The organism is Spirosoma areae (genome assembly GCF_054781775.1).
Map to the genome: position 1 here is coordinate 1 of NZ_BAAGTT010000024.1, position 12,802 is coordinate 12,802.

The window sequence follows — 12,802 nt, forward strand, 5'->3', positions numbered from 1 at the left end:
TGCGTAGAGCTGAGCCGTACTAATGACCCCGGGAGCGTGTGCTGGGGCTTATAGGTCCGTCGTTGAGCGGGGCTGGTTGGTTTAGCCGCTGGGGTTAGCGGGCTGGGTCTGGGTAAAGGAAGTCTCTCTCTGTGGGGTTCAAAGCAGGAACAGGTCTTGATGGCCCTGCGGTTGCGCGGGGTTGTCGTTGAGCTTCAGTCAGGTTGGTGCCGTCAAGGCGGGTGTGCACCTCTCTTCCATTTCGAACAGAGCCGTTAAGCCCCGTACTGCCGATGGTACTGCTGTCACAAGCGGGAGAGTAGGCAGGTGCCACCTGAGTGATATTGCAGCGGAAGCTGGCCGTGAGCCGTTCTTCGAGAGAGGAACGGCTTCTGTGCGTCTAAACGGGTAGATACTCTGTTGAATAGAGTTATATAGATTCCCAAAACTCGCTTATCATCCGCAAAACCTCATCCACTGAATTTGCCACCAGCAAAAGAATGCGGTTTTCAGCTTTCAGAAACCCGTCATCTACCATACGGTCAAGTTGTTTGAGCATAAGGTCGTAATAACCGTTTGTATTCACGATGGCAATGGGCCCTTCGTAAAGTTTAAGTTGTCGCCACGCCAAAATTTCAAATAATTCGTCCATCGTTCCATAACCGCCAGGTAAGGCAATTACACCTTTTGCCAATTGCACCATTTTAAACTTTCGTTCGTGCATAGTTTCTACAAAATGTAATTCCGTTAAGGTGCGGTGAGCTACTTCAAGGTCAGCTAAAAAATTTGGAATCACCCCAGTTACTTCGCCCCCATTTTGCAAAACAGCATTAGCTACATTGCCCATCAACCCAAAACCGCCACCGCCATAAATAAGACGAATATTACGGGCCGCCATTTTCTCACCAAGCTCAACAGCGACTTCATTATAAACTGGATTTGTGCCGAGGCTTGACGCACAGTAAACAACAATACTTTGCATAGATAATGTGGGCTTGAAACTCGTCGCTTATTTATAAAAAACTGTCTGAAAAATTATTCTCAGACAGTCTCTAAGGAATTAATAGTTTGGTTATTGCTTTCAGATCCAATCCCCCGAAGGTTCCGGAACTCATCAGCAAAAATACCTGGGCTGCATTGCGTTGTTCTAATAGGTAATCCTGTAAGGCAATAACGTCAGTGAAAACGCGCAAATCTGGCCTATCGAAAGCTGCCATAATATCGTTTGGCGTGATTGAGATCTGGTGATTTTCTGTTAACGGTTGAACTTCAGCAAAGACTATGGCTTTATCAGCGGCATCCATTGTATCTTTATACTGCTCCAGAAAGGCTTTGTTCAGGCTGCTAACAGTGTGGAGTTCAACAGCAGCAAGGAGTTTCTTGTCGGAATATTGTTGCTTCACAGCTTCGGTTGTTGCTTCGACTTTAGCAGGCGAATGGGCGAAATCGCGAAAGAGAATTCGCCCATTATTTTCTGCAACTTTCTCTAATCGTTCGCTTACACCCTTAAAGCTCGGAATAGCTTCATAAAACTGGTCCTCAGTAATGCCAATACGGTCGCAGACAGTTATGGCTCCGGCGATATTTTTTAGATTATGCTGACCGAATAAGTTAATCGGTATGCGTTTATTAAGCTTGGTTATCAGATACGTATGGCCGTCGACAACCTCACTTGGATGCGGAAAATAAGGAATCTTCGTAATATCGGTGCGTTCCTTCTGGCCGATTACGTCAAGCATATCGTCCGATTCATCAAAAATCAGGATACCCGCTTTAGGCATAGCTTCGGCGAGTGACTCGAATTGGTCGACATATTCATCCCAGGTTGGGTAAAGATTTATATGGTCCCAGGCAATGCCACTAATAAGCGCAATATGAGGCTGATAGTGCAGAAATTTCGGGCGGGAGTCGATAGGTGACGATGCATATTCATCCCCTTCGATAATGATAAGGGGGGCCGTTGAGGATAATCGAACCGTTGTATCGAAGCCGTCAATGGGGTCCCCAATCCAATAATCGAATGTTCTGTTATGGTGCGTCAATACATGCAAAATTATAGCTGTAATGGTTGTTTTACCATGACTACCGGCTATCACCACGCGCTGTTTCTGCTGACTTTGCTGATAGATAAATTCAGGATAGGAATAAACAGGCAATCCCAGTTCCAGTGCCTTAACCAGCTCGGGGTTGTCTTTACCCGCGTGCATACCAACGATAACAGCATCTAAACCCGACTGACCATTCTTTAAATTAATTTTATCGGGAAACCAACCCGTTTCGGTAGGGAGCAAATTTTGTTGTTGCAGACGCGTCCGCGAAGGCTCGTAAATCGTTTCGTCGGAGCCAGTAACGATATGACCCTGTTGCTGAAGCGCCAGCGCAAGATTGTGCATGGCACTGCCGCCAATAGAAATGAAATGGATGGATTGAGGCATTCTATAAATCATCAATGTCGGGACACAAAAGTACAGCTTCTTTTCGGTTTGATGGACTACCTTAAGTCAATGGCTGACCCGGCATGTTTTTCTACTATTAAATTTCTGCAATTCCCGAATCAAACCCTCCACTTTTTCGTTAACTACCTTGCGAATACTCTTCACTTGCAAACCCCGACTTTCGGGGCCAAATTCGCGCCTGTTTTTGGAATAACAACCGCAGCAGCGGGCCACCGGAGTGCCGGACCACCTTTTTTATGGCCGAATGTAGGGATGAAGACATACTATGACCTGATTGACCAAACGTTTGAGTTTCCTACACGGGAATTCAACGTGGAGAACAACGAACTGATGTTCAACAATGTCCCGTTGATGGATATTGTCAATGAGTACGGTACACCGCTGAAACTAACGTACTTACCGAAAATTACGGAGCATATAGAGCATGCTAAACTGTTGTTTAGGAACGCCCTGAAGCGGTATAATTACAAAGGAAATTATACCTACTGCTATTGCACAAAGTCATCCCACTTTCGGTTTGTGCTCGATGAGGTGCTTAAAAATAACGTTCACCTCGAAACCTCATCGGCCTACGACATGCCCATTTTGCGGGAGTTGTATAAGGCCAATAAGATAAATAAGAGTACGTACATTATCTGCAACGGTTATAAACGGCCCCTGTACACCCAATACATTAGCGAGCTCATCAATGAAGGGTTCACGAACTGTATTCCCGTACTCGACAACCTGAAGGAAATTGAGGCTTACGAAAACTCTATAACCGCCGATACGGTCAACTTCGGTCTCCGAATCGCGACGGACGAGGAACCTAATTTTGCGTTCTATACCTCACGTCTGGGGATTCGCTACAGCGATGTGAATGAACTGTACCGAAGCAAAATTCAGCCGAATGAGAAGTTTAAGCTGAAAATGCTTCACTTCTTCATCAACACAGGTATTAAAGACAGTGCCTATTACTGGAGCGAACTCAGCCGCTTTATGTATAAGTACTGTGAGCTGCGGAAAATGTGCCCCGACCTCGATTCGATTGATATTGGGGGCGGTATGCCAATCCAAACATCGTTTCAGTTCACGTATGACTACCAGGCCATGATTGACCAGATTGTGGAGAGTATTCAGTGGATTTGTAATAAGAGTAATGTGCCGGTGCCGCATATCTTCACCGAATTTGGTTCGTACACAGTTGGCGAAAGTGGCGCAGTGATTTACAAGGTGATTGACCAGAAGTTGCAGAACGACAAGGAGTTATGGTATATGATTGATGGCTCGTTTATTACGCAACTGCCCGATTCGTGGGGTTTGGGTCAGAAATACATTATGCTGTCGGTCAATAACTGGGATAACCCCTACCAAAAAGTAAACCTCGGCGGGCTAACCTGCGACTCGCACGATTTCTATAATACCGAGGCCCACAGTGCCGATTTATACCTGCCAATTTTTGATCAGGAGGCCGAAGACCAGTACATCGGCCTGTTTCATACTGGTGCGTATCAGGAATCACTGGGCGGTTATGGGGGCATTCAGCATTGCCTGATTCCGGCCCCGCAACACGTTATTGTGGACAAAGACGCAGAAGGCAATCTGCGAACCCGGCTATTTGCCCCCGAACAAAACAGCGAAGTAATGCTCAAAATTCTGGGTTATGGCGGTGCCGAACCCGGCATGACAGAACTCGAAGCAACCGAAGCCGCCGAAGAACGCGAAGAGGAAGCGGAGCTGGTGAAGGAAGAAAATTAATTTCTTTGTCAGGCTGGTGTTGGTCCAGCCTGACAAAGAAATTAATAACTGTACAGTTTTTGGTATTATTTTCGTTTAACAATCTGACGCGTTAACAAAATAAACGACGAGATCTTCATGAAAAAACTACTGATTTTTGGGGCTGTGCTGGCAACACTTTCGCTTAGTTCCTGTGCACGCAAAGCGAATTGTCCGGCCTATGGCAGCGTGCAGAAGCCCGCATCAGCGCAGGTACGGGCGTAGGGAAAAGAAGTTATTTGATGAAATGTCTCCGAAATTTTTAAAATCTGGAGACATTTTGTGTTTCACGCGTAGGTTAGCACCAACCGCGACGCTTCCAGCAGGTTTGGCGCGTAGCCATCACACTCCGCCGAAAGTTGGGCTTGCGGTGCAATACGGACCGTTCGAACGCCAACGCGCTTACCCGCCTGCATATCACGCAGTGCATCGCCAATCATCCAGGATCCGTCGGGTTTAATGTTATACTTAGCCATTGCCTTTTCGAGCAGCAACGAACCAGGCTTGCGGGTAAGCGATTCTGTCGTGTATTTGGGGTGATGAGGAGAATAGTAGATGTCATCGATGAGCTGGCCGCACTGCTCCTGCAAATAATTATAACAGATCATCACATCGTTGCGGGTATAGAGTCCCTTAGCAATACCCGCCTGGTTCGTAATAACGATAAGCAGATAGCCCGCATCTTTCAATAAGCGCAATGCTTCGGGCACGCCATCGGGAATGATAAAATCTTCAACGCGATAGACGTAGTCAGTTCGGTCTTCGTTCAAAACACCGTCGCGGTCCAGAAAAATGCACTTGTTCATTGACGAGGATGAATGGTATAGAAAGCAATAATACAATTATTTGACCAAATAATTGTATTATTGCTTTAGAAAACAGCGTTAATTTTTACAGATAGCTGGCATAACGTTCATAATCAGGCAATAAACATGATGAAAACGGATAGGTGGCTACGCACTTAAGTCCTGTAGTCGCTGTTCCAGAGCCTGAATTTTAGCCTCAGCATCAGCGAGTTTCTGGCGTTCACGGTCAATAATTTCGGGTTTAGCATTAGCAACGAACTTCTCATTCGCTAATTTTTTCAGGATGGAGTCGCGGAAGCCGATGTAATAATCGAGTTCCTTTTGGGTATTGGTAATTTCCTGGTCTATATCAACCTCTCCCGCTATGTCGACGAAAAATTCATTGCTCTTAATCAGGAAAGAAAGCCCATCGGCTTTTTCCTGAACATAACTGATGGCGGACACATTGGCCATTTTCTTCAGTAGCCATGCAAGCTTCTCAAAGCGTTCCGCTGATTGGGTTTTGATAGCCAGTGGTAAGGCAATCTTCGGTGAAATCTGTTTAGAGTTACGAATGTTGCGAACGTTGGAAATTACCTCAAACAATAGCTCAAAATCAGTTAGCCTCTGGTCGTCAACGGCACCAGCTTCTGGGAAGGGGGCAATACAAATGCTGTCGCCCGGTTGCCGTTCGCGAATATCCTGCCAGATTTCTTCGGTAATGAACGGCATGAACGGATGCGCTAAGCACATAAGCCGGTCGAAAAAATTAATCGTTGATTCGTAAGTCCTTTGATCAATAGGCTGTGAAGTGCCTGTCGCTGCGTCAAACGCAGGCTTGATTAACTCCAGATACTGCGAGCAGAAATCATCCCAAATGAGTTTATAAACTGCCTGCAGTGCATCTGAAATGCGAAACTTACTAAAATCATCGTCAATCTGAATCAGAGTAGCATTCAGTTTCGATTCAAACCATTGGATAGCTAATGAATTACTGTCATTCCCCGTCAATTTTTTATAAACCCGATCAGCAATAGCCGCATCGCTAACCGTCCACCCCTTCACCAATCGAAACGCATTCCAGATTTTGTTGCTGAAATTACGCCCCTGTTCCACCAATTTTTCGTCGAACATCAGGTCGTTGCCAGCCGCCGAACTGAACAGCATCCCTGTTCGCACGCCATCGGCTCCGTATTGCTCGATGAGGTCAAGCGGGTCGGGCGAGTTACCCAGCGATTTCGACATCTTACGACCCAATTTGTCGCGGACGATACCCGTCAGGTACACGTTTTTGAAGGGTGCTTCGCCCCGGTATTCGTAGCCGGCAATAATCATTCGGGCAACCCAGAAAAACAGGATTTCAGGGGCTGTAACGAGGTCGTTTGTTGGATAGTAATAAGAAATGTCTTTATTATTCGGGTCTTTCAACCCATCGAACACCGACATAGGCCAAAGCCACGACGAGAACCACGTGTCCAGCACGTCTTCATCCTGCGTCAAATCGGCCTCAGTCATGGCAAAGAGCAGCCTTTCGTGCTGCACTTTTTCCAATGCCTCGTGCTTGTTTTTGGCCACGATGATGGTTCCATCCTGCATGTAAAACGCCGGAATTCGCTGGCCCCACCACAATTGACGGCTGATGCACCAATCATGCACGTTCTCCATCCAGACCCGGTACATGTTTTTGAACTTGGGTGGAAGAAGCTGGATGGTATCGTCCATGACGTTCTTAAGCGCGGGCTTCGACAGTTCCTCCATTTTCAGGAACCATTGCAGAGAAAGTTTCGGCTCAATAACAGCCCCCGTCCGCTCCGAAGTACCAACGTTCGATTTATAATCTTCCGTTTTTACCAGATTTCCCGACTCTTCCAGCAGTTTGATAATCGCCTTCCGGGCCGCAAATCGGTCCATGCCGACCAGAATCTGCGCTTTCTCGTTTAGTGTACCATCGTCATTCAGCGTATCAATCACCGGTAAGTTGTGCTTAATGCCCAGCGCGTAATCGTTCGGGTCGTGAGCGGGCGTAACCTTCAGCCCACCTGTTCCAAAATCCATGGTCACATATTCGTCCGTGATAATGGGAATTTGGCGGTTGATGAGCGGAATCAGCGCTTTTTTGCCGTGCAGATGTTTGTAGCGCTCGTCATTCGGATTAACCGCGATCGCTGCATCGGCCATAATCGTCTCTGGCCGAACGGTAGCGATAGTAATATAGCTTGGAGCGGAGGGCACGGGGCTGGGCGCTTGCTCATTCCCTGCTCCGTGCTCCGTGCTCCCGGCAATCTCATACCGAATATAAACCAGCTTTTGCTGAATTTCTTTCGTGATAACTTCCTCGTCAGACACGGCCGTTTGGCCCTGCGGGTCCCAGTTGACCATGCGAACACCCCGATAAATCTGGCCTTTGTTGTAGAGATCGACAAAGACGTCGATAACGGAGTCGTGCAGCGCCGGTTCCATCGTAAAGCGGGTACGGTTCCAATCGCAGGACGCGCCGAGTTTACGGAGTTGCTGGAGAATAATACCACCGTATTTATGGGTCCACTCCCAGGCATATTCTATAAATTCTTCGCGGGTTAAGTCTTTCTTACTGATGCCCTTTTCTTTCAGCATGGCTACTACTTTGGCTTCGGTAGCAATGCTGGCATGGTCGGTACCCGGTACCCAGCAGGCGTTTTTGCCTTCCATGCGGGCCTTGCGGACCAGCACGTCCTGGATGGTATTGTTGAGCATGTGGCCCATGTGCAGCACCCCCGTTACGTTTGGGGGTGGAATAACGACCGTGTACGGTTCGCGGTTGTCGGGAATAGAGGTAAAAAATTGGTTATCAAGCCAGTATTGATACCATTTCGCTTCAATTTCCTGGGGGGCGTATGTTTTTGAAATCATAATCTATGGAAACCCTACGTCTTGTTGCTTACAGCAGCGAATGCTACATGGCAAAAATCGGCTGGGGAATTACGGATAAAAAGCAAAATTAGCTAAATTGGATAGGGCGAAAAAACGAAAGCAGGTCTTTGCCCGTTTTACGGCTATACTTCCGCTTCGGGGCGGCCCGTGCCGTCCGACTCAACTCAGCTATGGAATTTGGAAAACTACAGAACCCTGATGCCGTAAATTTCAACCTGCCACCCGGTTCGGCGTTCAACGCCCGCATCTGGGCGGCTGTTGAACCGGCCCATAGATCGACCGTGTTCATTGGTGGGCCAATATGGGCCAATAAAGATTACGTCGGCAAAGTCTATCCGTCCACGGCGAAGGAACGTGATTTTCTGCATTACTATACCCGGCAATTCAACACGATTGAATTAAATCTGACCCACTACCAGATTCCGACGTCGGGCATGATTGCCAAATGGAAAGCTGAAGCGTCAACGGGTTTTACCTACTGCCCTAAGTTTCCCCAGATTATCAGCCATGAACGGCAATTAGTCGCTTCGGAAGGATTAACTGAGGAATTTGTCAATGCGGTGTTGAGTTTGGAAGAGTTTCTGGGCATGACCTTCCTGCAACTGCCCCCAACCTTTGGCCCTAATAAGTGGCCTGTTCTGGAAACTTACCTTAAAAGTCTTCCCGACGAACTTGATGTAGCCGTAGAATTTCGCCATCCCGACTGGTTCAGTAAAGCCATTATATGGCAGCAAACCCTCGAACGATTGTACTTACTTCGTCGGCATGTCGTCATCACCGACGTTGCAGGCCGACGCGATGTGCTGCATATGGGCCTGAGCAGCCCCGTGCTGACACTCCGCTTTATTGCCAACGAAGGTCACCCAACTGATTACAGCCGCACTGATGCCTGGGTGCAGCGGCTAAAAACGTGGTTTGAGAAAGGCCTGCAAACGGCGTATCTATTCATTCACGGCGGGGGCGACAACGATACGGCCCCTGAACTGATTCTGTACTGGGTTCGGGAACTGAACAAGCATTGTGGCCTGAATTTACGCGAACCAGTACTACAGCCTAAAGTGGTGCAGGGGAGTTTGTTTTGATTTGCAGCCGTAAGCCTATACCTTTGCTATATGATTTTAATTACATCCAACCATCGGCATCACCCTTCTGAGCGGTAACGCAGCAGAACGAGATGCGCTTGGTTGTGAGTTCGGAGAGATAATCCTGATGTCCACAATAAAAAAAGCCCGGTTCTGCGAAGGAGCCGGGCTTTTTTACTGAATAATGGATACTGTAGAGTGTCGCCTGCTGCACTATTCATTATCCATTCTACATTATCCATTCTATCATGAAAACCGTCATTATCAAATACAACGCGGGCAATGTTCAGTCGGTTATGTACGCACTGGAACGCATAGGAGCCAATTACCTGCTCACGGACGACGAAACTGAAATCCGCTCGGCAGATAAAGTCATTTTTCCGGGTGTAGGTGAGGCCAGTACGACAATGGCTTATCTGCGGGAGCGTGGCCTGGATAAGCTGATTCCGTCCCTAAAACAGCCCGTGCTGGGGACCTGCGTGGGCATGCAACTCATGTGCCGCTATTCAGAAGAAAATAACACGACCTGCATGGGCATTTTCGATATTGACGTTCGGCGTTTTCCATCTCAACCTGGTTTTAAAGTGCCGCACACGGGCTGGAACAATATCCATACGTTACGTGGTCCGCTGACAGAAGGCTTGCCCGAAAATGCTTACGTCTATTTCGTTCATAGTTATGCCGCCGATGTTTGCTCCGAAACAACCGCCATTTGTGATTACGTCAGGCCCTTCAGTGCCATGTTGCACCGCGATAACTTCTATGCGGCTCAGTTTCACGCTGAAATCAGCGGGAATGCCGGGCAGCGAATTCTGGAGAATTTTCTGAAATTGTAGGTTAAACCCGGAGGTTTCACGGAGAACACCGAGTTCTCGATGTTCTCCGTGAAACCTCCGTTTACTCTGTCTTTAAAACATGCATATCATCCCCGCAATCGACATCATCGAAGGCAAAGCCGTCCGACTAACGCAGGGCGACTATCGGCAAAAGAAAGAATACAATGCCCGACCGCTCGAAGTAGCCCAGCTATTTGAAGGGGCGGGTATGACACGCCTGCATCTTGTTGACCTCGACGGGGCGAAAGAGAAGCGCGTTATCAACTGGAAGGTACTTGAACTAATTGCGTCCAAAACCACCCTGCACGTTGACTTTGGCGGGGGCGTTCAGTCCGACGAGGATTTGCGGATGGTGTTCGAGTGCGGTGCCAAACAGGTTACGGGCGGAAGCATTGCCGTGAAGCAACCCGATGTGCTGGAACGGTGGCTCTCTCGACACGGTTCGGAAAAGATTATTTTGGGAGCTGATGCCAAAAACGAGAAAATTGCCGTTAGCGGCTGGGAAGAAGGCACCGATGTCTGGATTTATGATTTCGTGGAGAAATGGGCTGAAAAAGGTATTCGTCACGTTATCAGCACCGACGTCGCGAAGGACGGCCTGTTGCAAGGTCCATCATTCGACTTATACAGAAATTTACAGGATCGTTTCCCAAAACTGAACATTATTGCCAGTGGGGGGGTCAGCAGCATGTCTGATATTGAGATGCTGGCCGACATGGACCTTTTCGGCGTAATCGTTGGCAAGGCGATTTACGAGGGACGGGTGACATTGAAGGAATTACAACTCGTAAATGGATAAAGTAAAATGAATAATGGCTACATCATCAGTACAGATAAAACCAAACTCAATCTTGCGGTTATTCAGCAATTTCTGAGCCAGGAATCGTATTGGAGCCGAAATATTCCGGTTGATATTGTCCAGCGTGCCATAGAGAACTCGGTTTGCTTTGGTGTTTATCAGGCTGAAGATCAGATTGGTTTTGCCCGAGTCATAACTGATTATGCCACATTCGGGTATCTGGCCGATGTATTTATTCTGCCAGAACACCGGGGTCAGGGGTTGTCGAAACAACTTATGGCCTTCATTATGAGTTATCCGCCGTTGCAGGGTTTACGCCGAATCATGCTCGTTACGCAGGATGCTCATGGCTTATATGCCCAATTTGGTTTTAAACCCATTGAAACCCCCGAAAATACGATGTCCATTAAAGCTTTTACCGCCTACTAATGCTTACAAAACGCATTATACCCTGCCTTGACATTAAGGACGGTCGCACCGTGAAAGGAACCAACTTCGTCAACCTGCGCGACGCGGGCGACCCGGTTGCTCTTGCTGCCATATATGCAGAGCAGGGAGCCGACGAACTCGTTTTTCTGGACATCACGGCCACAGTCGATAAGCGAAAAACCCTGATTGACCTCGTCCGAAACGTGGCTCAAACCATCAACATTCCATTTACGGTTGGGGGTGGCATTTCGTCGGTAGCGGACGTTTCGGTATTGCTGAATGCGGGTGCCGATAAAATTTCGATTAATTCCTCCGCCGTTCGCAACCCCGATTTAGTTAACGAGCTGGCTTTAGAGTTTGGGAGTCAATGCGTAGTGGTGGCGATTGATACGCGCTGGATTAGCACGGAGCAAGGTGCCTGGTGCGCGGGGCAGGGAGAGCCTCCGGCTTTGGCCCGTATTCCGCGCTCGGGGCCCTATGCTCACATTGTCCATACGCACGGCGGGCGCAAGCCTACGGCGTTACGTACCAGTACCTGGGCGAAAGAAGTGGAAGACCGGGGCGCAGGCGAGATTTTGCTGACCTCAATGGACACCGACGGCACCAAAGCGGGCTTTGCAATTGAGTTAACTGCCCAAATTTCGGGCATGGCTACTATTCCCGTCATTGCATCGGGCGGGGCGGGTTCGATGGCGCATTTCGTGGACGTATTCACCACAGGTAAAGCCGACGCTGGGCTGGCCGCCAGTATTTTTCACTTCAAGAAAATTGAGATTCCCGCTTTGAAGAGTTATCTGCGGGAAAGGGGAATTGAAATGCGGATTTAGCTTGTGGTATAGACGGCCACGTCCGCGATACTCAAAACTTAAATCCTAATTCCAGGGAGACGACCCGATTTTTAGACGTCAGGTTATTGGCTCGCACAACGTTGATTAAGCCGCGCTGATAGCTCAGACCAATATTGAAGGCGTTAGTCTGATTGATTTTATACTGAACTCCCGTTCCAAGAAGTAACTCAATATCGCCAAAACCATATTGCCGCCGGTCGCCCGCGCCTTCAGCCGTGTACAGGCCATTGCGTGCCTGATCCAGGGCTTTTTCGGCCAACTTCAGACTTAACAATCCGCCCGTCTGCAAATACAGCCGGATGTTGGGGGCGATGTTGTTGGCAAGCAGTTTCACCGTCACCGGAACTTGTAAATACTGTAAATTATAGAGCGATTCTTTTTCGGGCGAACCCGGATTCCAGCGCGTTACGCCGAACGAACCAGGCATCTGAAAACCCGACCGCTTGATGGTGTACCAAAGCCCCGTACTCAGCGCATAACGGTCTTTAAAGAAAAAATAATCCAGCGACGGCCCAACGCTCATCCGAACACCCGCCCCGTTGTTACGGAAGCCCGCGTAAGTACCAACGCCTTCAGCCGTGTTGAGGTCGAGCGAAGGCGCGAACCGGATGCTCATTTCGATGAGACGACTTGGCGAAGCATAATCCGGGCCAGACCCGTATCCATTGTTTTCAGTGGATTCATTCGTAGTCTGTTGTTGCTTCTTCCGGCGACGTTTGCGGTCATCGTCATAATCCCGGCGGTTCTGGTCCTGCCCATCGTAGTTTTCGCCCAGAATTTTGCGGAATCGCTTCTCCGTCACGCTCGACTCTTTGGTTCGCATCTGGTAGAGCGCGGGTGTTTTAGACTGCGCCCAACTGATGCTCATGGTCAGCATGACCAAAATCAAACCCAACCCTGCAACTTTTTTCATAATTTTGCAC

12 protein-coding genes and 1 rRNA gene are annotated in these 12,802 nt (G+C 48.4%); 8 read left to right on the forward strand and 5 right to left on the reverse strand.

The genetic code is table 11. From position 1 onward, the window contains the following. Positions 1–202 precede the first annotated feature (202 nt). Positions 203–315: ribosomal RNA gene (gene rrf, locus ACYVI1_RS10145) — 5S ribosomal RNA — on the forward strand. A 94-nt stretch (positions 316–409) separates the two neighbouring features. On the opposite strand, the gene ACYVI1_RS10150 is transcribed toward rrf, so the two are convergent. Together ACYVI1_RS10150 and ACYVI1_RS10155 are read right to left on the reverse strand one after the other, a co-directional pair. Further along, the gene (locus ACYVI1_RS10150; protein ID WP_460909509.1) at positions 410–961 is read right to left on the reverse strand and encodes an LOG family protein; all 552 of its coding nucleotides are present in this window, start codon (positions 959–961) and stop codon (positions 410–412) included. 70 nt (positions 962–1,031) lie between these two features. Beyond that, a complete protein-coding gene (locus ACYVI1_RS10155; protein ID WP_460909511.1) occupies positions 1,032–2,414 on the reverse strand; it encodes a UDP-N-acetylmuramate--L-alanine ligase in 1,383 nt (460 codons plus the stop codon). A gap of 273 nt (positions 2,415–2,687) precedes the next feature. Between ACYVI1_RS10155 and ACYVI1_RS10160 the strand changes: the two genes are divergently transcribed. Next, on the forward strand, positions 2,688–4,172 hold the full coding sequence (locus ACYVI1_RS10160; protein ID WP_460909513.1) for a type III PLP-dependent enzyme domain-containing protein: 1,485 nt from the start codon (positions 2,688–2,690) through the stop codon (positions 4,170–4,172). Between the two features lie 117 nt (positions 4,173–4,289). Beyond that, on the forward strand, positions 4,290–4,415 hold the full coding sequence (locus ACYVI1_RS10165; protein ID WP_460909515.1) for a hypothetical protein: 126 nt from the start codon (positions 4,290–4,292) through the stop codon (positions 4,413–4,415). A gap of 62 nt (positions 4,416–4,477) precedes the next feature. Here the strand turns inward: ACYVI1_RS10165 and ACYVI1_RS10170 are convergent, their stop codons facing one another. After that, positions 4,478–4,996, reverse strand: coding sequence for a D-glycero-alpha-D-manno-heptose-1,7-bisphosphate 7-phosphatase (locus ACYVI1_RS10170; protein ID WP_460909518.1), 519 nt, complete (start codon positions 4,994–4,996; stop codon positions 4,478–4,480). Between the two features lie 147 nt (positions 4,997–5,143). After that, a complete protein-coding gene (locus tag ACYVI1_RS10175) occupies positions 5,144–7,864 on the reverse strand; it encodes a valine--tRNA ligase (protein ID WP_460909520.1) in 2,721 nt (906 codons plus the stop codon). A gap of 191 nt (positions 7,865–8,055) precedes the next feature. On the opposite strand from ACYVI1_RS10175, the gene ACYVI1_RS10180 reads away from it, so the two are divergent. The 5 genes from ACYVI1_RS10180 to hisF all read left to right on the forward strand — a co-directional run bounded on the left by ACYVI1_RS10180 (position 8,056) and on the right by hisF (position 11,858). Then, on the forward strand, positions 8,056–8,967 hold the full coding sequence (locus ACYVI1_RS10180) for a DUF72 domain-containing protein (RefSeq protein ID WP_460909522.1): 912 nt from the start codon (positions 8,056–8,058) through the stop codon (positions 8,965–8,967). A gap of 248 nt (positions 8,968–9,215) precedes the next feature. Then, a complete protein-coding gene (gene hisH / locus ACYVI1_RS10185; protein ID WP_460909524.1) occupies positions 9,216–9,803 on the forward strand; it encodes an imidazole glycerol phosphate synthase subunit HisH in 588 nt (195 codons plus the stop codon). 79 nt (positions 9,804–9,882) lie between these two features. Beyond that, on the forward strand, positions 9,883–10,602 hold the full coding sequence (hisA, locus tag ACYVI1_RS10190) for a 1-(5-phosphoribosyl)-5-[(5-phosphoribosylamino)methylideneamino]imidazole-4-carboxamide isomerase (protein ID WP_460909526.1): 720 nt from the start codon (positions 9,883–9,885) through the stop codon (positions 10,600–10,602). Positions 10,603–10,608: 6 nt separating this feature from the next. After that, positions 10,609–11,031, forward strand: a complete 423-nt coding sequence (locus ACYVI1_RS10195; RefSeq protein WP_460909528.1) for a GNAT family N-acetyltransferase — start codon at positions 10,609–10,611, stop codon at positions 11,029–11,031. Beyond that, the gene (gene hisF / locus ACYVI1_RS10200; protein ID WP_460909530.1) at positions 11,031–11,858 is read left to right on the forward strand and encodes an imidazole glycerol phosphate synthase subunit HisF; all 828 of its coding nucleotides are present in this window, start codon (positions 11,031–11,033) and stop codon (positions 11,856–11,858) included. Before ACYVI1_RS10195 ends, hisF begins: the two co-directional genes overlap by 1 nt. A 31-nt stretch (positions 11,859–11,889) precedes the next feature. On the opposite strand, the gene ACYVI1_RS10205 is transcribed toward hisF, so the two are convergent. After that, positions 11,890–12,792, reverse strand: coding sequence for an outer membrane beta-barrel protein (locus ACYVI1_RS10205; RefSeq protein ID WP_460909532.1), 903 nt, complete (start codon positions 12,790–12,792; stop codon positions 11,890–11,892). Positions 12,793–12,802: the final 10 nt, after the last annotated feature.